20 protein-coding genes and 2 pseudogenes are annotated in these 26,815 nt (G+C 41.2%); 10 read left to right on the top strand and 12 right to left on the bottom strand.

The genetic code is table 11. The features are described from left to right. Nucleotides 1-33: 33 nt before the first annotated feature. Both QUD05_RS25760 and QUD05_RS25755 read left to right on the top strand, forming a co-directional pair. A pseudogene (locus tag QUD05_RS25760) lies at nucleotides 34-1,771 on the top strand (diflavin flavoprotein). A gap of 768 nt (nucleotides 1,772-2,539) precedes the next feature. Then, nucleotides 2,540-4,339 carry an iron uptake porin gene (locus tag QUD05_RS25755; protein ID WP_289798567.1) on the top strand — a complete coding sequence of 600 codons (1,800 nt, stop codon included), beginning with the start codon at nucleotides 2,540-2,542 and terminating at the stop codon, nucleotides 4,337-4,339. 190 nt (nucleotides 4,340-4,529) lie between these two features. On the opposite strand, the gene rpmA is transcribed toward QUD05_RS25755, so the two are convergent. Next, nucleotides 4,530-4,826, bottom strand: coding sequence for a 50S ribosomal protein L27 (gene rpmA, locus QUD05_RS25750; RefSeq protein ID WP_289798566.1), 297 nt, complete (start codon nucleotides 4,824-4,826; stop codon nucleotides 4,530-4,532). Nucleotides 4,827-4,855: 29 nt separating this feature from the next. Beyond that, nucleotides 4,856-5,263 carry a 50S ribosomal protein L21 gene (rplU, locus tag QUD05_RS25745; protein ID WP_289800080.1) on the bottom strand — a complete coding sequence of 136 codons (408 nt, stop codon included), beginning with the start codon at nucleotides 5,261-5,263 and terminating at the stop codon, nucleotides 4,856-4,858. 563 nt (nucleotides 5,264-5,826) lie between these two features. Between rplU and QUD05_RS25740 the strand changes: the two genes are divergently transcribed. Next, nucleotides 5,827-6,060, top strand: a complete 234-nt coding sequence (locus tag QUD05_RS25740) for a Nif11-like leader peptide family natural product precursor (RefSeq protein WP_289798565.1) — start codon at nucleotides 5,827-5,829, stop codon at nucleotides 6,058-6,060. 489 nt (nucleotides 6,061-6,549) lie between these two features. Further along, nucleotides 6,550-7,638, top strand: a complete 1,089-nt coding sequence (locus QUD05_RS25735) for a nucleotidyltransferase domain-containing protein (RefSeq protein WP_289798564.1) — start codon at nucleotides 6,550-6,552, stop codon at nucleotides 7,636-7,638. Nucleotides 7,639-7,729: 91 nt separating this feature from the next. On the opposite strand, the gene QUD05_RS25730 is transcribed toward QUD05_RS25735, so the two are convergent. Further along, nucleotides 7,730-8,026 carry a hypothetical protein gene (locus QUD05_RS25730; RefSeq protein WP_094348316.1) on the bottom strand — a complete coding sequence of 99 codons (297 nt, stop codon included), beginning with the start codon at nucleotides 8,024-8,026 and terminating at the stop codon, nucleotides 7,730-7,732. Nucleotides 8,027-8,190: 164 nt separating this feature from the next. Then, nucleotides 8,191-9,315, bottom strand: coding sequence for a magnesium chelatase ATPase subunit I (gene bchI, locus QUD05_RS25725; RefSeq protein WP_289798563.1), 1,125 nt, complete (start codon nucleotides 9,313-9,315; stop codon nucleotides 8,191-8,193). Between the two features lie 424 nt (nucleotides 9,316-9,739). On the opposite strand from bchI, the gene QUD05_RS25720 reads away from it, so the two are divergent. Then, entirely contained in the window at nucleotides 9,740-11,005 is a 1,266-nt protein-coding gene (locus tag QUD05_RS25720) for a glycoside hydrolase family 10-like protein (RefSeq protein ID WP_289798562.1), read from the top strand. A 110-nt stretch (nucleotides 11,006-11,115) separates the two neighbouring features. Here QUD05_RS25720 and QUD05_RS25715 read toward each other — a convergent pair whose 3' ends face one another. Next, on the bottom strand, nucleotides 11,116-11,799 hold the full coding sequence (locus QUD05_RS25715) for an ATP-dependent Zn protease (protein WP_289798561.1): 684 nt from the start codon (nucleotides 11,797-11,799) through the stop codon (nucleotides 11,116-11,118). A gap of 362 nt (nucleotides 11,800-12,161) precedes the next feature. Between QUD05_RS25715 and QUD05_RS25710 the strand changes: the two genes are divergently transcribed. Beyond that, nucleotides 12,162-12,323, top strand: a complete 162-nt coding sequence (locus QUD05_RS25710; protein WP_289798560.1) for a hypothetical protein — start codon at nucleotides 12,162-12,164, stop codon at nucleotides 12,321-12,323. Here the strand turns inward: QUD05_RS25710 and QUD05_RS25705 are convergent. Further along, nucleotides 12,297-12,458, bottom strand: a pseudogene (locus tag QUD05_RS25705) (formyltetrahydrofolate deformylase); the annotation flags it as partial. The gene QUD05_RS25710 and the pseudogene QUD05_RS25705 sit on opposite strands and share 27 nt — an antisense overlap. 79 nt (nucleotides 12,459-12,537) lie before the next feature. Between QUD05_RS25705 and QUD05_RS34180 the strand changes: the two are divergent. Next, nucleotides 12,538-12,648 (top strand): hypothetical protein, encoded by a 111-nt coding sequence (locus QUD05_RS34180; RefSeq protein WP_354666155.1) that lies wholly within the window; start codon nucleotides 12,538-12,540, stop codon nucleotides 12,646-12,648. Nucleotides 12,649-13,111: 463 nt separating this feature from the next. On the opposite strand, the gene QUD05_RS25700 is transcribed toward QUD05_RS34180, so the two are convergent. Continuing rightward, nucleotides 13,112-13,528 carry an SH3 domain-containing protein gene (locus QUD05_RS25700; protein WP_289798559.1) on the bottom strand — a complete coding sequence of 139 codons (417 nt, stop codon included), beginning with the start codon at nucleotides 13,526-13,528 and terminating at the stop codon, nucleotides 13,112-13,114. Nucleotides 13,529-14,330: 802 nt separating this feature from the next. On the opposite strand from QUD05_RS25700, the gene QUD05_RS25695 reads away from it, so the two are divergent. Continuing rightward, a complete protein-coding gene (locus QUD05_RS25695) occupies nucleotides 14,331-16,451 on the top strand; it encodes a M13 family metallopeptidase (protein WP_289798558.1) in 2,121 nt (706 codons plus the stop codon). A 110-nt stretch (nucleotides 16,452-16,561) separates the two neighbouring features. Here QUD05_RS25695 and QUD05_RS25690 read toward each other — a convergent pair whose 3' ends face one another. The 4 genes from QUD05_RS25690 to QUD05_RS25675 form a co-directional block, all read right to left on the bottom strand. Then, the gene (locus QUD05_RS25690) at nucleotides 16,562-17,272 is read right to left on the bottom strand and encodes a hypothetical protein (RefSeq protein ID WP_289798557.1); all 711 of its coding nucleotides are present in this window, start codon (nucleotides 17,270-17,272) and stop codon (nucleotides 16,562-16,564) included. A 495-nt stretch (nucleotides 17,273-17,767) separates the two neighbouring features. Then, nucleotides 17,768-18,331: a hypothetical protein gene (locus QUD05_RS25685; RefSeq protein WP_289798556.1), complete on the bottom strand. Its 564-nt coding sequence runs from the start codon at nucleotides 18,329-18,331 to the stop codon at nucleotides 17,768-17,770. 57 nt (nucleotides 18,332-18,388) lie between these two features. After that, nucleotides 18,389-18,805, bottom strand: a complete 417-nt coding sequence (locus QUD05_RS25680) for a hypothetical protein (protein WP_289798555.1) — start codon at nucleotides 18,803-18,805, stop codon at nucleotides 18,389-18,391. 231 nt (nucleotides 18,806-19,036) lie between these two features. Continuing rightward, on the bottom strand, nucleotides 19,037-19,489 hold the full coding sequence (locus tag QUD05_RS25675; RefSeq protein WP_289798554.1) for a hypothetical protein: 453 nt from the start codon (nucleotides 19,487-19,489) through the stop codon (nucleotides 19,037-19,039). An 803-nt stretch (nucleotides 19,490-20,292) separates the two neighbouring features. On the opposite strand from QUD05_RS25675, the gene QUD05_RS25670 reads away from it, so the two are divergent. Both QUD05_RS25670 and QUD05_RS25665 read left to right on the top strand, forming a co-directional pair. After that, nucleotides 20,293-21,867 (top strand): AAA-like domain-containing protein, encoded by a 1,575-nt coding sequence (locus tag QUD05_RS25670; RefSeq protein WP_289798553.1) that lies wholly within the window; start codon nucleotides 20,293-20,295, stop codon nucleotides 21,865-21,867. Between the two features lie 34 nt (nucleotides 21,868-21,901). Beyond that, entirely contained in the window at nucleotides 21,902-25,876 is a 3,975-nt protein-coding gene (locus tag QUD05_RS25665; protein WP_289798552.1) for an AAA-like domain-containing protein, read from the top strand. Nucleotides 25,877-25,918: 42 nt separating this feature from the next. Here QUD05_RS25665 and purU read toward each other — a convergent pair whose 3' ends face one another. Continuing rightward, nucleotides 25,919-26,773 carry a formyltetrahydrofolate deformylase gene (gene purU / locus QUD05_RS25660; protein WP_289798551.1) on the bottom strand — a complete coding sequence of 285 codons (855 nt, stop codon included), beginning with the start codon at nucleotides 26,771-26,773 and terminating at the stop codon, nucleotides 25,919-25,921. Between the last annotated feature and the right edge of the window lie 42 nt (nucleotides 26,774-26,815).

Genomic DNA, 26,815 nt, shown 5'->3' with positions numbered 1-26,815 from the left:
ATTCCCAATTCCCCATTATTAACAGAGGTTATTATGTCTGTCGCTACATTAACACCCAACCATAGCAGAGATGTACAAGTTGCTGAAATTGGTAAAAATACTCTGATTTTGCGATCGCGGACTTGGGACAGACTAAAATTTGAGGTGGAATATTCCCGCCAACGAGGGACTACAGCAAATTCTTATCTGATTCAAGCTGATAAAAAGGCTTTAATTGACCCTCCCGGCGAATCTTTTACCGAAATTTACCTTGAGCAACTTGCACAACATCTAGATTTCATCTCCCTCGATTACATTGTTCTCAGTCATGTCAACCCCAACCGCAGAGCAACCTTGCGAGTATTGCTCTCTTTGGTTCCTCAAGCCACTCTCATTTGTTCTCGCCCCGCCGCCAATGCTCTCAAAACCGCTTTTCCCGAATTTGAATCACCTATTCAAGCGATGCGATCGCAGGATACTCTAGATTTAGGACAAGGACATCTTTTATCATTTATCACCGTACCGACTCCCCGCTGGGCGGATGGACTTTGTACTTATGATGCCGCCACAAAAATTCTCTACACAGACAAACTATTTGGCGCTCATATTTGCGAAGATACTTTGTTTGATGAAGATTGGAAGGGTTTAGATGCGGAACGTCGTTACTATTTTGAATGTCTCCATGCCCCCCAAGCGAAACAAGTCGAAGTAGCTTTAGATAAAATATCGCTTTTGGGAGCCAGATGTTATGCCCCAGCACACGGGCCAGTTGTGCGTTACAGCTTGAGTCGTTTTACTTATGATTACCGTCAATGGTGTCAAGGACAAAAATCTCAAGAATTGAGTGTCGCTTTGCTTTATGCTTCTGCTTATGGAAATACAGCAACTCTGGCGAATGCGATCGCTCAAGGTTTGATCCAAAATGGAGTTAATGTAGAATCGATTAACTGTGAACTAGCCGATTCTGCGGAGATTAACCGCATTGTAGAATCCTGTGATGGCTTGATTATCGGCTCACCCACATTAGGCGGCCATGCACCAACTCAAATTCAAACTGCTTTAGGAATAGTTCTCTCGGTGGCGGTTAAAACTAAGTTAGCAGGGGTGTTTGGTTCTTATGGCTGGAGTGGCGAGGCAATAGATTTAATCGAAAGCAAGCTCAAAGATGCTAATTATCAACTAGGGTTTGAAACAATTCGGGTGCGTTTCAGTCCGACTCCTGAGATTCTTCAGCAGTGTGAAGAAGCCAGGTGCTTTTTTTGCCCAAAACTTGAAGAAAACTAAAAAACTGCGGACTTCCCGCCAGATTGTCACAGAAACCCATGTAGATCGTACCGAACAAGCGGTGGGTCGGATCGTTGGTTCTCTGTGTGTTGTGACAACTCGTGATGAAGAAACTCACAAAGGGGTTTTAACTTCTTGGGTATCTCAGGCAACTTTTAACCCACCAGGAATTATGATTGCGATCGCTAATGAGCAGAATGCAGAGTTAATGCATCATCCTGGTGATAAATTTGTGCTAAATATCCTCAAAGAAGGAAGAAATGTCCGACGCTATTTTTCTCGTCATAGCACTTTAGGCGATAATCCCTTTGCAAATCTTGCCACAAAAACGGCTCTGAATGGTTGTTTAATTCTGAATGAGGCATTAGCCTATTTAGAATGTACAGTGCAAAATCAGCTAGAATGTGGCGATAGATGGTTAATTTATGCCGTCATCGATCGCGGTGAAGTGTTAGAAAATGATGGTGTCACTGCTTTGGAGCATCGAAAATCTGGCAGCTATTATTAATCTGACTGTTCACTCTTGGCTAAAAAACCTCTTTCTTTGTAAAGCTACGGTATATACACAAGTCTTTTAGAGTTGCAATGGCATTGTTNNNGCTAACAATNGCCATTGTTTCGTCTGAAAATAAACTCATTATTGATTGCACGAATGATATCATGTCCGCATAATTAGTTATGATTTCCACAGTCATTGCACCNNCCTCCCCGCTCTTCGGGAGGGGAGACAAAGCGCAGCTTTGGCGGGGNTGGGGTTCTTGGGGTTTAGTAAGTAATCAAGCGGACATGATATGAGCGGATTATATATTTTGATATTATCAAAAAGCTACTTATTATAATATTATTTAATATAATGACTATTATTTGTATTATATAGTAAAAACATTAAAAATGTTTATTTTTGTAAAAAATACATGGTAAAGTAGCACTTATCAAAACTATAGTGTATCTATAAAGTTTAAGTAGTTTAAAAATTACAAAAAGCATTTTTTAAAATAATGAAGTCCTTACTCATGACTAAGTAATTGTTGAAATTTCAATTTTGAGCTTGATAAAAGCTACAACTATTCTCAGCCGATGCATCGACTGAGATATTCCTATGTGAACTCTGTACAAAGTAATTTTGTGCAGCATAAGTTCGCATGTTTAATCGGCAAACTCCCAACAAAAAGAGTATTTAATTCTTGAGAGATTGTTTTTGCTAGTTAGCTTTAACTTGTGAATAATTAGTATTCACAAAAAACGTGGTGTTTTCTTTTGTGTGTGAGGAATGGGTATGAATTACTACAATTTAATGTATACGGGAAGAGTCAGTTGCCTGTGCTTACTTACTGCTTTAATTTCACTGGGTGCATCTCCAGCAAATGCTCAACTCAGTGCAGACAATCCTGTAAACAATTTTGATAGCGCAGACAAAGACAACAGTAGCGTCTTTTCAACTAATTCTAATTTTCAAGAATCGAATGCGATCGCTCAAGTCAACTCTGTATCTCAACTATCTGATGTTAAGACAACAGATTGGGCTTTTCTTGCACTGCAATCGGTAGTGGAACGTTACGGTTGCATTGTGGGATATCCTGACAGTACTTATAAAGGAAATCGCGCCTTAAGCCGTTATGAATTTGCTGCGGGATTGAATGCTTGCTTAGATAGAATCAACGAACTGATTGCTACTAGTACTGGTGATTTAGTTAAGAAAGAAGATTTAACTACTCTCCAAAAACTTCAAGAACAATTTGCATCTGAACTTGCAACATTGCGTGGTCGAGTAGATGCCTTAGAAACTCACACAGCTACCTTAGAGAAGCAACAGTTTTCTACCACAACTAAACTTAATGGCGAAGCGATTTTTTCTTTGTCCACAGCCACAGGTGGAGAACCAGGCAGCCAAGATGCTAAATTAGCCTTCAATAATCGCGTCCGGCTCAATCTTACCAGCAGCTTTAACGGCAGTGATTTGTTGATTGTTGGACTCCAAGCTTACAACTTTAGATCGAGCGGTTCATTTTATGAAAGAGGAACCATTCAAGGCCAATTATTGCCAAATTCAAGTTTTCTTGGCGCAGGTTCAACCAAGTTAAGCTTTGAACCTCAATTTCCTGGCTTTAACCCCCAGACACTACAACCTGATGGCGGAGCAAACTCAGTTAGTCTTTACAAGCTAGCTTATGTCTTACCGTTGTCTCAGAAATTCGTTGTCTTTGGTGGAACTAATGCAGAGATTACAGATGTTTTTCCTGCCATCACTCCCTACGCCAGCGATAGCCAAGGTGCAATCTCTCGATTTGCAGGTTATAACGCTGCTGTCAGAATTACAGGAGGCACTTCTGGTACGGGTTTATTAGCGGGTGCTGGTTTTTTGTGGAATCCTTCAAAACAAGTAGGACTCGGAGTTATCTATGGTAGTGGTTCCGCTCCAATATCAGAAGATCGTGGTCTTTTGAACACACCTTTGGGAGCAGGTGTCTTTAACGGCACACAAGCGATCGCTGCCCAACTAACCCTCAAACCAATCTCAACTATTGATATTGGCATCAACTATGCACACAGCTACCACACAATCAATATTCTAGGTACAGGCTTGGGTAGTGCAGATATTGCTTCTATTCGATTTACTCCCAATGCAGCACAACTAGCGAGGTTTGGTGGTGACGCGACACTAGCAACTCTTGATGAGCCAATCAATGTAAATTCTGTGGGTGCAACGGTAACGTGGCGGTTTGCGCCGAAAACATCCTTGTCGCTATCAGGTGCATTGCTTTTTGCTAATCTCTCAAATGTAGATGCCTCTACAACCTTTAGTAGCTGGTCGGCTGGGTTGCATTTTAGAGATATATTCCATGAAGGGAACACCGCCGCCGTCATTTTTGGACAGCCGCTTTACCGAGAATCTGTAGCGGGAATTGCTTCTCGTCCAGAAGACGCGACTCCCTATCATTTAGAAACATTTTATAACTATCGGGTTAATGACAATATCTCCATTACCCCTGGTGTATATTTCATCTTTAGCCCCGAAGGCTTTAGTGCTAATGACACAGCAATTGTAGGCGCACTTCGCACTACTTTTACTTTCTAGTAGTTCGCTTTCGTGACGCAAGCGGGGTAAGGGGGAAGGGGTAAAGGGGAAAGGGTAAGGGGGAAGGGGGAAAGAAATAAAATTTTCCCTTTCCCTTTAACCTTTACCCTTTTCCCTAAGAATGCAAAAATATATTTTTGCAAGAGGTCTCTTAACTTGGCACCAACCGCAGGATACTTACCCTAATACTCTAACTTGCTACTGCTTCAGCAGGGGCTGTCTCAGCAGCAGTTATGGGTAAATAAACACTAACTTTTTTACGAGTTTTGCCCTTTCTCTCAAACATTACAACACCGTCGATTAAGGCAAACAAAGTGTCATCGCTACCAATACCGACGTTGTTACCAGGGTGGAATTTGGTGCCGCGTTGACGCACGAGAATGTTTCCTGCACGTACAACTTGACCGCCATAACGCTTGACACCCAGACGTTGGGCATTAGAATCACGACCGTTGCGTGTACTACCTGTTCCTTTCTTATGAGCCATAATTTCCTCTTGTGTATCTACTTCTTTTATTATTCAGCAGCGGTTTCAACTTCTTCAGCAGCAGTGTTATCTAGAACTGGGGTTTCCTTCTCCGGTTCTCCTTGGGCAGCAAACACTGCACCGTTGAGGGTGATGGAGTCAATCATAAGTCTGGTAATTTCCTGACGATGCCCCCGTTTTTTGCGGGTTTTCTTTTTCGGCTTCATTTTGTATACCAGGACTTTACGACCTCTGTAATGTCGCATTACAGTCCCTTCTACAGTCGCACCTGTTACTAATGGCTGTCCAATGGTGACTTCGCCATCGTGCTGCACGAGTAATACGGAATCTATTGTAACTTTTTCATCTGGTTCGATCGCCAGCAGTTCAATGTCGTAAAACCGCCCTGGCTCTACTCGTATTTGTTTGCCGCCAGTTTCAATAATCGCGTAGGTCATGGAATTGTCCTTGAGGTTGCCGTACAGGTAGCTGGTTTTTATCTCCTGTAGAGATGCTTTTGCCAGCCTTTGTAATATGTCTACCTGATCCGAGCAGGAATTAGACAGACAATCTAACATACTATTTTATTCATAGGCGTCAAGTCAAGCTCTAAATTGCTATCTGGTCAGCCTGAAGATGAGAAATCAGTTAATTACTTTGTGCGATCGCTCATTTTCTAAGAGTGGGGAGGAAGTTAGTCAACTGTCGTCATAAGTATAGACATAGCGCCTTGTAGACATCGCCCACTCGCACGAATGTAAATTGTATTTACAAGAAGTCAGAACAAATACTTTTTAGATAAAAATTGCTACTATCTTAGGGCTGAATCTATCAAAACTTAACATTAGTTAGTATTAGTTGAAAAGTTATATTTTTTTATCAAAATCAACACATTTTTATTCTTTGTTTTAAGATGAAATATAAGGAATCTCATTTATAAATGATTTACAAAAGTTAGTGAATCCTCAAGAGTTAAACTATCACATTCAAACCTGATATTTCAAACAGGAGATTGATTGTCATGACACAGCAAAATGCTGCCCGACTTTTTCAAGCTGTAAAACAAGATCAAGCATTACAGCAAAGACTCAAAGCAACAGCCGATCCAGAAGCCTTCATCAAGATTGCTCAAGAGCGTGGCTATGATTTCACCACCAGAGAACTGGATAGTGAGATTAGCAAATTATCTGAAGAAGATTTAGCCGCCATTGTCAATCCAGGATGGGGGACTAGACGCCACATTTATCCTAGATAATTTCTGTTCTAGGAAAACGAAAGTATAGAAACAATTGAATTGACAAGTTTTGCTCCTCAAGGGGATACCGTTGCATCATCTCCTTTAAGGGCATTCCTGTTAAACACAAGGCTCAAATCCCCGACTTCTTAGAGAAGTCGGGGATTTTATTGTTCGCGCATGATTAAGTAGGGCTGTTATGTACTAATCGTCATCTATTTGGGGAGCATCCAGTTTTGGAAGATATACAAGTTCTGGGAATATGTAATATCTGAAGACAGTTAAAAACCAATACAGTNTCAGTTAGTGCCAAAAACCTTGAAATGTGTAGGTTGGGTTGAGGAACGAAACCCAAATTTTCGGAGCTTTGTTGGGTTGCGCTTTGCTTAACCCAACCTACAATTTTTTTCCTTAANCTGAACCGTATTGAGTTAAAAATCTTTTCTCTACTCTCCATCTCGCCACCTGCTTAACTGATGAGTTAGGATGACTATATTTTAATCAGGTGATATGAAAAGAATAGAAGTTGAGCAAAGAACTATTTTAATTGGTTTGGCTGGTAGCCACGGCTATGGTTTAAATCGTCCTGATTCCGACTTTGATTATCGGGGAGTATTTATTGCACCTAAAAGGTACTACTTGGGATTTGATCGGATAGAACAAAAAGATACTGGTTGGGATGAACCAGGAATATTTCCATTCGTTGATGGTAACAAAGACACAGTTATATATGAATTAAGAAAAATCCTCCAATTATTAGCAGGCGCTAACCCCAATGTTTTAGAATTGCTCTGGTTAAATAACTATCCTTTTTTAAGCGCAGTCGGGCAGCATTTAATCGATCATAAGCAGTTATTTTTGAGCAAGAAAGTAAAACATACTTACACTGGTTATGCCTTTGCCCAAATCAAAAAGATGGAAACTCATCGTAAGTGGTTGTTAAAGCCACCGCAAAAAAAACCAATACCATCTGACTTTGCTATAGAAGATGAAGCACCTCTGAGCAAAGATGAGCTAAATGCTTTTCTAGAATATCTTTATAACTTAATCAGAGGACGGATTGAGTTTTTGGAAGAAGCAGAACAATTATATCAATTGCTGACAGCAGATATTGATTTTAAAGGAGTGTTAAAACAATATACTTTACCTGATGAAACTTTGGAATATACCCAAAAGTTAACCAATAGCCGTAAAGATTTTATCCGTCTGCTTCAGAAAAGCCAAAGCTATCAAATAGCTTTAAGGGAATGGAAGGCTTACTTATCTTGGCAGGAAAATAGAAATCCGGCTAGGGCAGAAATGGAAAGAAAATCAGGTTTTGACCTCAAACATGGAATGCACTGCATTAGATTGTTACGCAGTGGAGTAGAAATATTGCGGCGAGGTGAAGTGATTGTAGATAGGAGAATAGCTGGTGATGTTGAAGATTTAAAAGCTATTTTAAAAGGTGAGTATTCTTATGAACAGGTGATGAAAATAGCAGAAGATTTGGTCGCCGAAATGGAAGTTGTTTGCGAACAATCTGCCCTACCTCATAAACCTGATTTGGAGCAAATTAATGAGTTGTGTATGGAATTGGTGGAAATGCAAGATTGGTAAATGCAAAAGTTAGGAGTTAGGAGTTAGGAGTTAGGAGTTAGGAGTTGCTAATTAATTTCTCACTCATAACTCCTAACTGATTAATTAAATTTTAAAGAGTGTACATTAAATCAGCAAAGCCATAGAGGCTGATGATGAGTAATAGGGATGCTGTTAGTTGGGTAATTCGTGTTTGGGGTGAGGGTGCGATCGCTTCCCGCACTAAGATGGAAATAGATGCCCCCACTACTAAGCTCAAGCCTAAGATTAAATAGGGTATGTCAGGTAAAATGCTAGCTATTGCAAGCATTGCGATCGCTAATAAGAGCATCAATAATTCTACAAACCTGGGCGGGTTGTATTGGCTAGATAGAACAAAGCTGTTGAACCAAAAAGACCAAAATCTCATATTTTAGTACTGAGTTAGGAGTTAGGAGTTAGGAGTTATATATATAGTCAGTGTTGAGTGAGGAATTAAATAAAGTTGTGAGATATGAAGCAGCTTTCCATTCAAAACTCTTAACTATTAATTCTTCACCGGAGGCGGAGCGTTTCCGGCTCCGCTCCTAACTTTTAACCTCTAGCTCCTAATTTTTGACCTGTGCCGTTCTTTTGTGCAGTATCACTTTCTGGTAGTTCAACGCCAAAGACGCGGCTAAAAACTTTGGCGACTTTGTAGCCAGAATCAATCGATTCTAAAGGGTCTTTCCGCAGTCTGTGACGCAAACATAGCGTAATTACGCGGTGGATATCATCAACTGTAACTTCAGTGCGTCCTTCATAAGCTGTTAACGCTTTGGCGGCGCGGTTACTAACAATGTCACCCCGCAAACCATCTACATCCAGTTCTGAGCAGACTTCAGAAATTTTCACCCGCAGATCGTAGTCAATTTTCACTTCTGGCAAAAGCTGTTGAGCATTGACAATTTGCTGTTGTAATGCTTCTTGCTGGGGTTTGTAATTTTCGAGAAATACTGGCGGGTTTTGGTCAAAATCCGCTCGTTGTTCCACGATTTGCACCCGTAAGGCTGGTTCTTTGACTGTGTGAATTTCTGCGTGCATCCCAAAGCGATCGAGTAATTGGGGGCGTAGTTCGCCTTCTTCGGGGTTTCCAGAACCCACAAGCACGAAACGCGCTGGGTGACGGATAGAAATACCTTCTCGTTCTACAGTGTTCCATCCACTGGCAGCGGAGTCGAGTAACACGTCTACGAGGTGGTCATCTAGTAAGTTGACTTCATCCACATAGAGAATGCCTCGGTTAGCCTTTGCCAGAAGTCCCGGTTCAAAAGCTTTGACACCTTCAGATAAAGCTTTCTCGATGTCGATTGTGCCACAAACTCGGTCTTCTGTAGCTCCTAGCGGCAGGTCTACCATTTGAACTTTTTTGTGAGCTACGGGAATTTCCGCCCCTTGTTCTAACAGTTGGCGGACTTCATCGCTCATTAAGTCGGGGTCGCTAGGATCGCTACTGAAGGGGTCATTAGCAACCACAGAAATTTCTGGTAGCAGATCCGCCAGCGCCCGGATAGTTGTGGATTTCCCGGTGCCGCGATCGCCCATAATCATTACACCCCCAATTTTGGGGTCAATCACGTTCAATAGCAGCGCCAGTTTCATTTCTTCCTGGCCCACAATTGCCGTAAAAGGAAATACTACGCGACGCGCACTTGCCGTGGATTGAGCAGTTGGACTCACTAAATTACCTTAACAATATTTTTCTTATTACAGTTCTTTATTGTGACACAGGTAGGCGTGGGGGAATGTGAAGATCGGGAGTAGGGAGTAGGGAGTAGGGAGTAGGGGGCAGAGGGCAGGGAGCAGGGGGCAGAGGAGCAGGGGAGATGAGGGAGATGAGGGGACAAGGGGATAAACAAAACTCCTAACTCCTAACTCCTAACTCCTAACTCATTACTCATTACTCATTACTCATTACTCAGCACTCCTAACGCCCAATGCCCCATTCCCCATACCAATATCTATTGGGCACAAATGCTTATTAGCTGCGTCAACTATCTTAATTTGTCTGTTTTAGTTTTTTTGGTGCAAAAGTTCCATAAGCAAGGAACGAACAACTACCAACTCATCAATTCTGTACTAAGCATAAATACTTGTAGACTATATGGTTAGTAGATTCAATCGTAAAAGCGAACAATGGCGTGTGTGGGTAGCTAATGCATCATTCAAATTTATGAAATCACCTTTTATTGTCCAAAGTCGGCGGCGACTACTCAAGTCTTTTTTTCCCATTCTCATTTTAATATCGTTTATTAGTGTATTGTTGGTGGACAGTTTCACCCCTGCCATCGCACAGTTACCCCGTCAGGAAATTCGCGGGGTTTGGATGACCACTAATGATTTTGACACCCTCAAAAATCGGGACAAGGTGCAGGATGCAGTGAGTCAACTGCGGCGGATGAATTTCAACACAATTTATCCTGTGGTATGGAATTCTGGCTATGTAATGCATCCTAGTGCGATCGCACAACGTGCAGGCATTCAACCTTTTGTCTACAAAGGTTCAGATGGACATGATATTCTCGCAGACTTGATTAACCAAGCCCATCGTAAAGGATTGCTAGTGATTCCCTGGTTTGAGTTTGGTTTCATGGCTCCCCCAACCTCAGAACTAGCAATGAATTACCCGGATTGGTTCACACAAAAGCGGGATGGTAGCCAAACTTCAAACAGCGCAGCTGGTGAGGTAATGTGGCTTAATCCGTTCCATCCAAAAGTGCAACAGTTCATCACCAATCTAGTGCTAGAAACTGTTACTCAATATGATGCCGATGGCATTCAGTTTGACGATCACATGAGTTTACCTCACGAATTTGGTTACGACCAATATACAGTTGCTTTGTACACCAAAGAAACGAAGAATCCTCCCCCAAAAAATCCCCAAGATGCGACATGGGTAAAGTGGCGAGCAGATAAGATTACGGCATTCATGGTAAAACTTAATCAAGCTGTGAAGCAGAGAAAACCCCAGGCGATTTTCTCTGTTTCTCCTAATTACTATGATTTTGCTTACAAGTTTCACTTGCAAGATTGGCTGAGTTGGATGCGACAAAATATTGTGGACGAGTTAATTGTGCAAATTTATCGTCCCGATCTAAAAAGTTTTGTGGCAAATATTTCCCGCGCAGAAATTCAAGAATCGCAGCAAATAATTCCAACTGGAGTTGGCATTATGACAGGGTTACGAAATAACCCAGTTCCCATACAGCAAATTAAGTCTCAGGTGCGGGCAGCCCAAGAACGCGGTCTTGGCGTAACCTTCTTTTATTATGAAAGTCTTTGGAACGATGCTCTAGAATCTTTAACTGAGCGACAAGCTGGATTTGAAAATCTTTTTCCATCTCCTGCACTCCGCGCCAGAGTTGAATAACTTTTCTGTTTAAGATGATGTTAATGAGTTCGTAGTAAGGACTAAAGTCCTTTTTTTTAAGCACTAAAGTCCTTACTACAAACTCTTCATTACTAGCTTGATATAACTTCCTACTTGCCACTCCCTACTCCTAACTCAGCATGGCAATCTTCTACCGAAGTGCGTTGTCGCATGGCATTAACTAAAGCCTCGTAGCTAGACCAATTTTCTTGCAGTAGAGTTTTTGCCTGGAGAGCATGAAACCGCAGTTTTTGCTGATAAACTGATTCAGAAAAGCCTAACATTGTCAAGACTCCGATCAGCTTGCTTTTATCATCAGTTCCACCCTCAGCATTATTAAAAACCAGGGTTTCAGCAGCAATACCCGCCATCCAAACAGTGCAGTAGCGGTCTAGCATTTGGGCGCTGATTTTACCCACTTCTAATTGAGATGCTAATTCGCCATCATCAAAGCTAACGCCGCCTTGTCCAGGTTGCCCCTGTTTCCAAGCTTCCCAAGCGCTGAGTGTGTAGCCGGTAACGGGAATACCCAACAGGTAAGCAACTAAGAAATGCCCAGCTTCGTGATGGACGATGCGATCGCGGTGTTCTTTTGAAAAACCAGCAATCCAATCTAAAAAGATAGTACCACCCTTGCCTTGCAGGCTGAAGCTATCTAATGTTGCTATGCCTAAGATGGTGAAGGTAGCAAGTGCTGGTACTGCCGGAGATAAGTTGAAGAATGGCCCCACCAGTACCGATAGGGTCATGAGAAAGATAGATATTGCAACTAAATTTAGGCTAGTTTGGCTCATTGAAAGCTTAAGTTGTTGACTTAAATTTGTTTGTATATAGCAATCCTATATGAGTTGTGATAAATCTAGATAATGCAATAACTATTAATAGGTAAAAAACGAGTCAAACTAAATTAACCCCTGAAGAGTGAAAGTAAAATAAAATTATCCTCCACTTAAACTTCATCATGGCTATCCCAGAACTCGAACAACAACTCCTTCAGCTTTCCCCCAACGATAAGCTGTATATGATCCAATTCCTTGCTCAAAGCCTGACCACACACAACACCCACCCAGACCAACCCACCAAACTCTCAGAATTTTTCCGTTAATCACCCCTAGCTGAACTCACCGAAGAACTCGACCTTAGCCGAGGCTTGACATTGCTAAAAACCCTCATTGAGTCCCTACAACCAGAAACCCAAATTGAAACTCCAGAATATCCTCTGACTAAATTCTATGGATGTATCGAAGATGAAACATTCTTCCGCCATCCCCAAGGACAACAAGAACGCGAACCCATATACCAATACACGATTTTGTAAGTGCGATCGCACCGCTCTTGCTAATACAATTCTCTCCAAATCTTTGCCTTTTCTCACCAAATCATCAACTTCATCATGGTGACTAACTCGCACCACATCCTGTTCAATAATTGGGACTGCATCTAAATCAGCAGTGCGATCGCGCTAACGAAAGAATAAGGATTTCATAATACGTCTTGGTCAGCTATGGGTTGTCACTTTGGACTACTTATAGTTGTTGTCGCATACAGCGTCTATAGAACAATGGAGGGTTGGGCGAGAGTTCCGCCTACGGGTGCGGGAAGCTTTTGAAGCAAACAATATTCAGATTGGTAAACTGCAATGAATCGCTTACAACGCAGATTTAACAAAGAGTCATTACTAGATTACTTATGTCTATAAATATTCTTCATATACAGTGCTGTATGTAAATAAAGCACGGCGAGTTTGAGGATGAATTTAGAAAGTTAGTAGCAATCAATTCTAAAGATAAAATATTAGAATTAATTGCTATGAGAAATTTGGCGTTGTTGAATCAGGATATGAAAATCAAAAACTTCATTTCTCAAACTCTTACTCTCTGCGACTCTGCATAAAATAAAGTCATATTTTCAATCAGCAACGCCAGAAATATTCTCGTTTTAATTGTCTAGTAAGTATCTAGGCATAAATAAATTTATTGTTTGTAGTAAGGACTTTAGTCCTGATAATCCTTGCTCTGAGCGATAAATCGCTCACTACAAACTAAAAGTTTATTTTATATTTAATTATGTCTACTTACTTACGCTCTCAAAATCAAGAAATCGATTTTATTCGCCACCATCGCTGAAAATAATGTTGTCGCTACGAATCCAACCAATTGCTCCCGATTTCGGGAATTTCACTCGACACCAGTTAAGCTGACTACCACGTCTATCTTTATCTTGAACGCATTGCAAGTTTTGGACGCGATCGCCACCTAAACCGTAGCCCTTAGTAGATGAGTTGATAGTTGGTCTTGTACGTAGATTAACTCTTCTTGACCGTCCTCCAGACAGCCTCGCCCAATTAGTTCTAGCGATGAGATCAGGTTGGCTTAACTGGTTTACAACAGAAGGATTTGAGGTTGCATAAACATCATTTATTCCTTGCGCTTGTTCATGAAGAGCATTTGCTTTCACCGGAAAAGTCACAACAAATGATGCTAAAGATACAACAGTGGTAACAAGTAATGTTTTAAGTTTCATGGTTTTTTACCTAGATAAACATTGACAAATTCAGACTCAGTTAGCCTGTATTAACGCATATTTGCATCGGAAAGAAAGACGAATTTTATCAAGCAGAAGCACAGTTTTTATTTCTAGCTTGTTGTCAGATTTGCTCATTAAGCTTGCCCATACTGTAAAAAAACAGAGAGTAGAAGCCTGAAAATTTTAGACATATTTAAATTTGCCATGTTTTCTTCTTGATTTCAAGTGCAGATAAATCAGTTAATATACTTCCAGACAAATTAGCTAGAAAGCACTACAATCATTAGACCTGACTTATCTAAAAGTTAGATCATAACTTTTGCTTTACAAGCTTTTGTACTCATTTTTTGATACTTCATCTTTAGATAAATTTAAATATTTTTTATATATATCCTTTAATATCTATTTATCTTATATTTTTTGTTATCAAAATATAGTGTTTTATTTCTTGGGCGATTCAATAAATATCACTTAAATCAGTTAAGAAGTAAATCACTTTAATCCAAACATCATATACATCATTTAAGGTGAGAATATCACTTTTAGATTACATATATACGCAAAACTTTTGTATTTCTTTATTTTTTAAATCAAGCTGTTATGAGAAACTAACCATTAGTTTTTAATAGTTTGTGAATGTATCAAAATCCTAATTTAGCTGAACCTGAAGCAATTAACCAAAATAATTATTTCAAAATCGAAAAGCAAACATTAGCTTCAATGTCACTTCCAGAGCCAGTCAAATATTTAATGAAATTAAAAAACTGGCAATAAATATATATTGATATTGAGAATAAACATGAAAAACAACAAGCAATTTCGTATCTCCCCCTGGTTAATCAGCAGCACCATCATGGTAATGGGGATTTACACCACATCCTGTAGCACTTCTGTAGGACAAAAATCGAATAGCAACACAGCCGAACAAGTTTCTAATAACCAGTTCCCCCTAGGCTTTTCGGTAGAGAAAATGGATACCTCGGTAGACCCGAAGCAGGACTTCCATCGGTTTGCAGTCGGGAAGTGGCTCGATAATACTAAGCTTCCTCCTGACAGACTAGGCGTAACAGGGCTTTCCCTACTGGGAGAGAAAGTTTCCAAGCAATTAGAGCAGATAATTAAACAGGCAGCTAAAAAAAGTGGCAAGGCTCCTAAAGGAAGTCCATTGCAACAGGTTGGTAATTTCTATGCTTCGGGCATGGATGTGAAACGGCTAGAAAGCTTGGGAGTCTCTCCCCTGAAGCCAATGTTCGATCGAGTTGAGGCGATTGATTCGCCGCAAGCATTAGCGAAAACCATTGCCCAATTGCAGAAAAAGCTCAACGCTCCAGTCATTTTGCTGGTTGGGGTTGATGTCGATCCTGAGGACACAACAACCAATACCATCGCCATAATTGGTGGTTCTCTGGGCTTACCATCCCAGGAAGATTATTTGAGTGCAAATAGGGCTGCCATCCGCAAAGCCTATTTGGATTATGTAACAGCCACCCTGGAAATTGCTGGCGATTCTCCAGAAACAGCACTAGCCGCAGCCAAGAAAATTTTAGAAATCGAGACTCGCATTGCTAGCAAGCAACTTACCCCTATCGAGCAAAGAGATCCTCAAAAGCGATTCACAAAGATGTCGTTTGCCAAGCTTGAGTCTTTGTTGTCAAATTTAGATTTGAAGACCTATTTTCAGGAGTTGAGATTACCAGCGAAAGGAAATATCACTGTAATAGATTCCGGTTCCTTGGCAGAACTGAACCAGATACTGAAAGAATATCCAATAGATGACATCAAGACCTATTTCCGTTGGGGTTTATTGAATCAAAATCAAGCCTACTTAACCCCAGCATTTGACAAGCCTTCACTTGCTTTTGCCAAGGCATATTATGGAAACGAATACGAATTACCGCCACGTTCTGAGCGCGTGTCCACTGTCATCTCTACAAAATATGGTCATCCCTTGTCTCAGCTCTACATCAAGAAATATTTTTCTTTGGAAGCGAAACAACGCGTAGAGGAAATTATAGGGCAAATCAAGAGTTTGTTCAAAGCACGGTTGGCAGCAAACAAATGGCTCACTGATACCACCCGTAAATCAGCACTGGATAAAATTGACCGTCTGGTTATTAAAGTAGGGTATCCAAAGAAATGGATTGATTATTCTAGTATTGATATTCGTCGGGATGACTATTTTGGTAACGCCATCCGAACCAACGAATTTGACAACCGTCGCAATCTGTCCAAGTTTGGCAAACCAGTTACCCATGATGAATTTAACGATCCAGCTACATTACCTATTGTTGGTGATAATGCGGCTTACAGTACCAGCAGGAACGGCATAGAAATTCCTGCGGCTTTCCTGCAACCGCCAAACTTCGATCCAAAAGGTGATGCAGCAATAAATTTTTGTTCCATTGGGGCGGTGATTGGTCATGAAATCACCCACGGTTTTGACAGTCATGGGCGGCTTTACGATGCTCAGGGTAATCTCCGCAATTGGTGGACTAATGAAGATGCTGCCAAGTTTGTAGCCCAGACCGACAAAGTGGTGAAACAGGCTGATGCTTTTGAAGTACTTCCAGGATTAAAAGCGAACGGAAAGCTCACAGTAGGGGAAAATCTTGCTGATATTGGTGGGATCGGTTTAGCTTATGAGGCACTAGAGCAGTATTTAAAGAAAAATCCCCAAGCCAACAAAAAGATTGACGGCTATACACCCCAACAGCGTTGCTTCATCGCCTGGTCTCGCCTGTGGGGTGATAAGTACCAGGAAGGTTTTCTCCGCCAAATTACGGCAACAGATCCCCATCCTCCAGGTGGTTATCGTGGCTTTGCTCCTTTACAACATGAGGAGGGATTTTTCAAAGCCTTTGGCATCAAACCGGGCGATCCTATGTGGCTGGATGAGAAAGACCGCGTGAAGATATGGTAAGTAGTAGTTCAACACACAAATAGTAAAGTGAAAAGGGGAAGGGTTTAAAGCCTTTCCCCTTTTACCCTTACCCCCACCTGTCAAAAAGACTTTGGCAGACTACTAGTAAGCTAGAATCGGGTTCTGCTACCGCCCCAATCGCCTGATTCGCAGTCACCCCGAAACTTTTCAATCCCATCTATGGCGATCCTGCCGCTGCGCCGATCGATATTGACACGCGGTTTATTTAGCCCGTTCATTCGGTATTTTCCCGTAATGCGATCGCGTGAAACCTTAAGGTCGTCGAGCTTCCACCATCCCTTGTCACCGCCCGAATGGATCGGCGCGATGAGCCTTCCGCCGAGATGGATTTTTCCCTGTGTACCACGGATTTCGACCTGAACCTCGGAATCGAAGTCGCTAGTCGTTGACTCTATGCGATTACTTGGTTCGTAGCGATGGCGGCGGTTGTTCCATTCATATCCATTGCGATTTGCGATAGCCGGTTTGCGACCTTCACCATAGCAGACCAACGTTAGATTTTGGCGCGACGCGCTGCCATTGTGATTGTCAGATGTGCCTTGTTCTCGCAAATAGGTATCGATCGCTTCCTGGGCTTCGCGAATTTCTGTTGAACTACAGGATCGCCCCTGTTGAAGGATCTCTCCCTGAGCGTTAAAAAGGACAGTGCAGCCACTTCCCGATCGCATACCAGTTACACTCAGATTACCGTTGTCCAAAGTGTCAATCACTGCTTGAGCGTTAACAGGATGAGTGACTGTAAGAGTTAATAAACCTACAATAGTAGGGGCTAATATTCGCAAGCTTTTCATTGGTTGCATTGAATCTAGATGAATTTGTTGGGAAACTTTACCATTGACAAAAAAGACGTTATATCATGTCCGCCAAATTACCCATAATAAAATAACCCCACCCCCAACCCCCTCCCCGCCTGCGGGGAGGGAGACAAAGCACAGCTTTGGCGGGGTGGGGTTCTTCGGGTTTAATAAGCAATCAAGCGGACATGATATTAATGGCATTGACCGCAATCATGACAAACCAAAAAACATTCATCATTTCTGGTTCGCCGTAGGTTATGCCCTTGAAGTTTTTCATGTAGAACATACCAATTCCCATGACAGCCGTATAGAGGCAGGCAGCTAAGATAGCGATTTTGGGTTTTGAGAATGAGTTTGAACTCATGATTTTTCGCTCCTGTCTAGATATGGGAATGACCCGATTCTGGCTAACTTCAAGGGGGTACTTAGGAACATCAAGACCCTGGCAAATCATAGAGAATTTTGCCAGTGTCAATCGGTTTAGACACAAGAACGGGATTATTTATGGCAGTGATGCCAATCAACGTAAAAGATGTTTTGATAGCGACCGTTTGAGGTGACGATTTCTACACATTTACCTGAGTTGCCTTCAACCCAGAACGAAGCAACCGAAGTTTTTGACACTCTTTGGTTGTGGCGATAGGTATATCCCCGCCGCCGCACTTCGCCCTCTGCTTGACCAGCCCTGGCTCCTACTAGGTCTGGTAAGGGTCGGGAAGACGAATTACTGGTTTTTTGAGTACGTGGCTGATCTCCGCGATCGCAATCTGCTGTAGTTCCGGTATCAACTAGGGAGACATAGCGACCTTGTTCTGTCCTCACACTAATGCACCGACCTGTTTTAGTTTGAGTCCAAAAGCTATAAGTAGAATCATCAGATTTCTCAGCCCAGCGAAACTTATAGCCCCGCTTCTGGAGTATGGATTCTCCGTCTCGTCCGCGTACATTCACTAAATCTTGAAGTCCACGAACGGGATCTCCAGCATTTTGAGCCTGGGCATTGAGGGCAATTGTGATGATTACGGAACTCACGATAACAGGAATTAAACGGTGTATTTTCATATTGTCTTTTCACAGTGCAAATATCTTAGAAATCGTTACAAAAGGACTGGCTTTCACCTAAAGCGCCCCTTCATTGGTGTTAGAGAAATAGTAGTTGTAAAACTCAGTCCCCGTTTTGTTGTTAATCACGACAACCTGCTTAGTACCTTGGTCATACATTACACGCACCTGCTCGTCCTCGCCAATGAAGCTATTGCCAGATTTCCGCTCCAGATAGCCGTGGAAGATAAATTCGCCTTCCGTAATTTGGATGACTATTGTATTTTTATCGATTACTGTCATGTAGGTGACAGGTTTAGAAGATTGGGAAATGATGATAGAAACAGCTTCAGGTTCAAAGGTTTGAGCTTGGGCAGAGCTAACTAGCCCCAACATGCTCCAGAAAAGACTACCAGCAGTGACAAAACAAAGAGCAATGAATGTTTTCTCTATGCTTTTCACGGCGATTACCAAAAGCGAATTTGAAAGCTTCATACCAAGAGAATCTCTTATTTATAAAAGGTTACAAAGAATTGGGGTAGGTTGATTGATCGTATATACCTCCCATACATGACAAAACTTTATTTATCGATATATAGGACTCATATCTGATTTCTGAACAAGATTTCAGATAAAACCCTGAGAAAACGGGCTTTTCAGTCTCAGGATATTTTCAGAAATCAAATCGGAGTTCTATAGATGAGATTTATAAAATTTTGATAGCTTTTAATACAAGTAAACTGCTCCTGTTTCTTGTATATCCAAAGCACGATGACTTTTATTTGCGTTGTCAGCTTCTTCAACAGTAACCTCGACAACTTGATCTTTTAATTTAACAGCGTATTGCAAAAAATAATTGGCACTGCCTGCAATATTATAATCGGGATAGATAACTAACTGTAGAGGATATTGAAGATTTTGGAGAGTTACTTGTTGTTTTGCCTTAATTAAAGGCCGTTTTACTTTCGCATCCGTTATGCCATAGTCTATAGAAAAACCTGCTTTATTAATTATAAGAATAGTAATCGGACTCTTAATATTTAATCTTGCCACTGGTTGCCAAACTCCGGCTTTGTATGTATTTGCTGGCGGATCTTGCGCTGTAGCAGTCATGCAAGGAAGTATATTTAAACCAGCAGTAGCGATAAGTAGAGATGAAACGATAACAGATTTAAACATGGGTTAAAACAATGCCTTAAATTTAAAAAACTCGTAGCTATTATAATATTGGAAATGTGATTATTTCCTGGCTATTGATCATAAAAAAATAATAAAATACTAAAGGGTAAAAATCACTGAGAATTTAAAACAATAAATTTACTATTACATTTGCCAAAAGTTATAATACAAACATTTGAGAATAGTTATAAAAAGCAACAACTACAAATTTTATCCGAGAAACTTTTATTACTCTGGATTCAGGTAAGTTCCAAAATTTTAGCTAGTTCTAAATCTGTCATATTTTCCTATTTACTTCAAGTGCAGATAAATCAGTTAGCCTAACTTGTAGGCAAATTAGCTAAAAATACTCATGCATAGCCTGAGTTTTCACGTCATGTGGAAAAGCCAACGGAAAACCTAACCCCCCAACCCCCTTCCCTACAAGGGAAGGGGGAGAAATCAAAGCCTCTCTCCTTGTAGGGGAGAGGTTTGGAGAGGGGTTTTCCAGATCCCGTGAAAAGTCAGATGTATAGCCTGTAGCGTCAGCAATGGAAGGATTGAGGAAAGGTTTACTTCACTTACTAGCAAGCTTTCGTATCTTCATACACTATTTTAGATCCTTACTTACGTATATATCTAAAGATTTTTTTAGTATTGTTTTATTTTGTCACGACCAAAAAATAAATTGAGATTTTTGCAGTTCAAAAACCTCACTTACATCAGTTAAAGTGTCGCATATATCGGGTAATATGTAAATTACAACAATTAAAACATCACATACGCCATTTAAAAGTGAAAGCTCGCTTTTAATAAAAATTAATATGAATACCAATAAAAAATTTCATTTAGAGATGACAGAATCAAACAATAAATTCCTGCGAAAAAGAGGAGTAGTTCTGACTGTTGTTGGTTTGAAGAGATTGCAAACTGCAATTTTAGAAGAAGAAAGACAAACAAGAGGAGGTAAACGTTTTACCCAGGTAGAATTAAGCGATCGCATTGGCATTTCCACCTCTAGCTTAAGCCGTTTATGGTCTTTGAATTCTCGGATAGATCCACGCACCATCCGAATCTGCTTTAGTGCTTTTGACTTAGCATTGCATGAAGATGACTACACTCTCTATGATGCAAATGAAATTGATTCTCAGCAGGAGTATTTCCAAAAAGCTCGGCAGATGATAGATCGAGATTTATCTGAGTATTCAGATAATGCAGATTTATTATCAGAAAGTGAATTAGTTGTGCAACAAAAAACAATGATAGCAAAGACTGCACCATCTGAAATTGTTTCCATATTTCTCGGTGCAGAGAAAATTAAAAGTGAAATTTTACTCAACAAACAGAGTAATTACAACTCTCAATCAAAGATTACTGAATATATAAAATATCCCTGCGGCCCTTTATCTTTAGATTCAAAATTCTATATTCCTCGTCCTCCACTAGAAGAACTAGCATATCAAGAAATCATGCAACCGGGATGCGTCATTCGCATTCAAGGTTGTCGAGGCATGGGTAAAACTTCTCTGATGTTGCGGATTGTAGCTCATGCGAAAATGTTAGGGTATGAGACTGCAAAACTAAATATCGCTCAAGTTGATATTGATGTTTTGCGAAAACCTCAATTATTCATGCAATGGTTAGCTGCTAGTATTGCTCGTCAACTAGGCAGAGAATTTAATGTCGATAAACACTGGGACGAAGAAATAGGTAGTAAACTCAGCTGCACTCTTTTTCTGAAAGAATGTTTGCTTGCATCTTTAGAGAAACCTCTATTATTGGTGTTCGATGAAGTTCAGCATATTTTTGCATATCCCGATCTAGCCAATGAATTTCTACCCCTGTTACGTTCTTGGCAAGAAGAAGCGCAACAGGATCAAGTATGGACAAAGCTGCGATTGGTGATTGTTTATTCCACAGATGTTTATCTTTCTCTGGATATTAATCAATCCCCCTTTAACATTGGGCTACCATTGAAATTATCAGAATTTACTTGTGAGCAAGTAATTGAGTTAGCTAACCGCTATGGAGTTGATTGGCAACAAAACGAGCAAGTGCAGCAATTAATGGAATTAATCGGGGGACATCCAGCATTGCTAAATATTACTCTTTATCATCTGCGCTATCATAAATTAACCTTAAAAGAAATTTTGCTGACAGCAATCACAGAATTAGGAATTTATCGTCAACATTTACAAAGTTTATTAAATAAATTACAAAAAAATATCCAATTATTAGATAGTATGAAAAACTTTTTAACAAAAGATAAAAATATCGATTTAGATATATTAACTGCCTACCAATTAGAAAATATGGGGTTAATTCAATTGCAGCAACAAAAATGGGTAATTAGTTGCCAATTATATCGAGACTTCTTGAAAAAATATCTGATGTCGTAATGAAACAAAGTTCAGCAAATTATGATTTGCGATCATGAACACAAGTATTTACAAAGTTGGTGGTTGTCTAAATGCTAATGCTGCCAACTATGTTACTAGGCAAGCAGACATTCAACTTTATACAGCCCTGAAAGCAGGTGAATTTTGCTATGTATTCAACTGTCGCCAAATAGGTAAGTCTTCACTGCTGGTACATACCAAGCAAAGATTACAAAATGAAGGCTTTAGTTGTGCCTACATCGATATTACGCAAATACGCAGCCAAGAAATTACCCAGACACAATTTTATAAAGGGATAATTGTGCGCTTGCTGCATAGTTTCGGGTTAGCTAAGAAAATCGACTTTGCAGCTTGGTGGCAAGAACAAGCTGAGTTATCACTCATACAACGCTTGAGCAATTTTATCGAAGAAATTTTGCTAGTAAACCTGAGTAGTGAGCGCATTTTGATTTTTATTGATGAAATTGATAGTTTGCTGCAATTAAGTTTTGGCATAGATGATTTCTATGCCTGGATTCGGTCTTGTTATCAACAAAGAGTCCATAATCCTGAATATGAGCGACTGGGTTTTGCTTTATTTGGTGTTGCAACTCCCTCTGATTTAATTCAAGATAAACTCAAAACACCTTTTAATATCGGTGTTGCGATTAATTTAGAAGGGTTTACATTAGCAGAGGCTCAACCCTTGGTAGTGGGATTAGAGCAAGTTGCGAGCAATCCCCAAGCGGTATTTAAAGAAATTATTGCTTGGACTAATGGACAGCCATTTTTAACGCAAAAATTATGTCAGTTGGTGGTGAGAGCCAAGCAACAGCATCACAGCCAAGGGATGAATCTAGAAAGTAGCAACGGCAAAACTAGCCCGCCTTTAGAAATTGCACCAGGTAAGGAAGGAGATTGGATAGAGTGTTTAGTGCGATCGCAAATCATTAACAATTGGGAATCTCAGGACGAACCAGAGCATTTACGCACAATTCGCAATCGCTTACTTTACAATAGTCAGCGCATTAGTAGATTACTGGGTATCTATCAGCAACTTTTACAAGCTATGCCTGTAGCAGCCGACGACAGTCGAGAACAAGTAGAACTGCTGCTTTCTGGTTTGGTAGTTAAACATCAAGGATATCTGCAAATCCGCAATCGCATATATCAACAAGTTTTCAATCGGGAATGGGTAGAGGCACAATTAAATCAACTATGTCCCTACTATGAAACACTATCAGCTTGGATTGCTTCTCAACAACAGGATACATCCCGACTTTTACGGGGACAAGCCCTGATTGATGCCCAAAAGTGGGCGCAAAACAAAAGCCTCAGCGATATAGATTACCAATTTCTGGCAGCAAGTCAGGATGCAGAACAGCAAGAGATCCGGCGGCAATTTGAGGCACAGCAGGAAAGCGAACGGTTCTTTCGGCAACTAGCAGAAGCAATACCCCAGATGGTATGGATTGTACAGCCAGATGGTAGGCTGTCTTATACCAACCAGCACTTAAGTAGCTTTTTGGGGCGATCGCTTTCGGAGGTGACAGATTGGAAACGCCTAAATCTGGCTCATCCCGACGATCGCCCTAGTAGCCTTGCCGCCTGGACGCATTCCCTAGAAACCAACTCACCCTATGAAGTGCAACTGAGAATACAAGATGTGGCAGGAAACTATCACTGGTTTCTCAATCAGGCGATTCCCATCAAGGATGGCAGCGGACAGGTGGTGAAGTGGTTTGGCACCAGCACCGACTTGGATGAGGTGAAACGAAAAGAAGAATTGCAGCGACTGCAAGAAGTTGAAAAGCGGCTGCAACAAGAAAAACGCGCTGGTCGCTTGCAAAAGTGGCTGCTGGGAACTGTTAGTATTGCCTTTGTCATAGCCAGTTCTCTGGGAATGTATGCCTTTGCTCAAAAACATCAAGCCACTCTCCAAGAAATTGAAGCGATCGCCAATGTCTCCGAAGCTCAGTTTGCCTCTGGCAATCTCTTAGATGCTTTGGTGACTGCCATCAAAGCCCAGACACGTTTGCGTAAATTATCGGCAGTGCCTACTCAGTTAACCACCCATGTCGATCGAGAGTTGCGCCGTGCCACTTTTCAGGTAATTGAGCAGAATCGGTTGAATGCAGACAAAGGGAGAGTGCGTGGCATAGCGATTAGTCCCGACGGGCAAAGGATCGCCACAACCCATGATAAATCTGCCATTATTCTCTGGGGAGCTGATGGCACCATGCTGCACACTATTCCAGAAAAGGCACGTACTGTCAGATTTAGTCCAGATGGTCAAATTCTCGTGGGAGCAATGGACGATAAAACGGTACACTTATGGAATCGAGACGGCAAACAGTTAAAAATTCTCAAAGGGCATCGGCAGAGGGTGATGTCTGTTGCTATCAGCCCTGATGGACAGTTGATTGCCTCAGCAGGACGCGACAATCTCATCAAACTCTGGAGTATTGATGGAAAGCTAATCCGTACATTGACTGGGCATCAGCAACTTATCTGGGAAGTGGCATTTAGTCCCGATGGGCGATCGCTAGCGACCGCGAGTGCGGACAATACAGTAATACTCTGGAATCTCGACGGTACAAGAATCCGCACCTTAAAAAACCCGATCGCCTCCGATAAAGGTGAAAATCGCTTCGTAAGTGTAGCGTTTAGCCCCGATGGCAAAATTTTAGTAGCAAGCGACTGGTATGGCAATATCCTCTGGTGGAGTAGGGATGGCAGATTGCTCAACACCACTTCCGAACACCAGAAAACAGTTGAGAATCTAGTTTTTAGCCCCAATGGTCAAACCCTCGCTTCTGGTAGTTGGGATAACACAATTAAACTCTGGAATCTTGATGGTACAGTTACCAGAACTTTGAGTGGTCATCCTAGTGGCACTCTGGCATTGGCTTTCACTCCCGATAGTCAACGTCTATTTTCCGGTGGCGAAGATGACTTAGTTCGCGTCTGGCGACTCTCTGCCAACCTCGTAACCGTCTTGCGGGGACATCGCGCCTCAGTGTGGAGTGTTAAGTTTGCCCCCGATGGAAAAACGGTGATTTCCTCTAGCTCGGACGGCACGATTAAACATTGGCACAACAACGGTCAGATTTTGCAAACTTTACCCTCACCACATGGAGAAGTCTGGGCAGTTGATAGCAGTTCCGATGGACAAACTGTTGCTGGCAATGATGATGGCTCCCTCACCTTCTGGAGCCGGGATGGCAAACTATTACAGACGATTAATGCCCATAGCAAGACTACATTTGATGTCACCTTCAATCCTATTGGCACAGAAATCGCTTCTGCTAGCTGGGATGGCACGATAAAACTGTGGCATCGTGATGGCAAGTTGATGCAATCTCTAGAGCCAAGTAAAGATGAGTTTAATGCTGTTGCTTTTAGTCCAGATAACCGATGGCTAGCTGCTGCGGGTCGGGATAAAATCATTCGCCTCTGGCATCGAAACGCTAATAAGCAATTTTCAAACCAACCCCAATATAAACTGGCAGGGCATGAAGATAATATTTGGGATGTCGCTTTTAGTCCAGATAGTCAGATACTAGCAACAGCCAGTGAGGACAATACAATCAAGATATGGTCGCTCGATGGGAGACTGATTCGTACACTCAAAGGACACAGCGATCGCGTCAATGCTGTCACCTTTATACCCGCAAATTCAGGACTTCCTGCCGCCTGGGGTACTGTCATCGCTTCTGCCAGTTGGGACAAAACCATCAAACTCTGGAAACTGGATGGCACACTGCTCAAAACTCTGGAAGGACATGAAGAACGAGCATTAGATGTTGCGTTTTATCCTGCCACTAAAACCAGAGGCGCACTACTAGCATCTGCCGGGTTGGATGATGTGGTGATTCTTTGGCAACTCGATCGGGTTTTAGATAGTAACCAGATATTGCACTCTGGTTGTATTTGGATACGAGATTATTTGCGATCGCATTTAGATATGAGCGATCGTCAATCTCTGTGTCAGGTGGAAAAAACTTCTTATACCAATTCTCTAAAATGAAGCAACAAATTCAAACCCCGAAAACCTTTGCTATAAAATCAATCACTCAAATACTACTGTTCTATTCCCATAGACTAATACACGATTTTGTAAGTGCGATCGCACTGCTCTTGCTAATACAACTCTCTCCAAATCTTTGCCTTTTCTCACCAAATCATCAACTTCATCACGGTGACTAACTCGCACTACATCCTGTTCAATAATTGGGCCTGCATCTAAATCAGCAGTGGCGTAATGAGCAGTTGCACCAATAATTTTCACACCACGTTCAAAAGCTCGGTGATAAGGGTTTGCTCCGATAAAAGCGGGTAAAAATGAGTGATGAATATTAATAATTTGCGGAAATTGATTAATAAAATCTGCACTAACAATCTGCATATATTTTGCCAATACAACTAAATCTATTTTGTATTGGCATAGTAATTCTAGTTGTTGGATTTCTTGTTCAGCTTTATTATCTTTATTGATGGGAATGTGCTGAAAGTCAATATTAAATTGTTCTGCCACTACCTTTAAATTAGAATGGTTACTAATAATTAAAGGAATTTCAGCAATAAATTCTTTGGCGCGTTGTCGCCAAATTAAATCAAATAAACAATGGTCTTGGCGACTTACCCAAATAGCAATGCGTGGGACTGTATCAGAAAAACGTAATTCCCACTTAGCACCTAAAGGTTGTGCGATCGCATTAAATGCAGGGGCAATAAATTCTCGCGGTAAATTGAACCCATCTAACTGCCATTCAATGCGCGTGAGGAATAACTCAGCAGCAAAATCTGTGTGCTGATCTGCATGGATAATATTACCACCGTTAGAATAGATGAAATTAGCAAACTTCGCTACCAGTCCCCTTTGATCGGGGCAGGAAATCAGCAATGTTGCTGTCGGATTTGTCATAGTAACTTAGAAAAAGTAATGAGATTTGAAGTAGAGTAGCAC

This window comes from Nostoc sp. GT001 (assembly GCF_030382115.1).
Classification (GTDB): domain Bacteria; phylum Cyanobacteriota; class Cyanobacteriia; order Cyanobacteriales; family Nostocaceae; genus Nostoc.
This window is presented reverse-complemented; position numbering and strand designations above follow the sequence as displayed.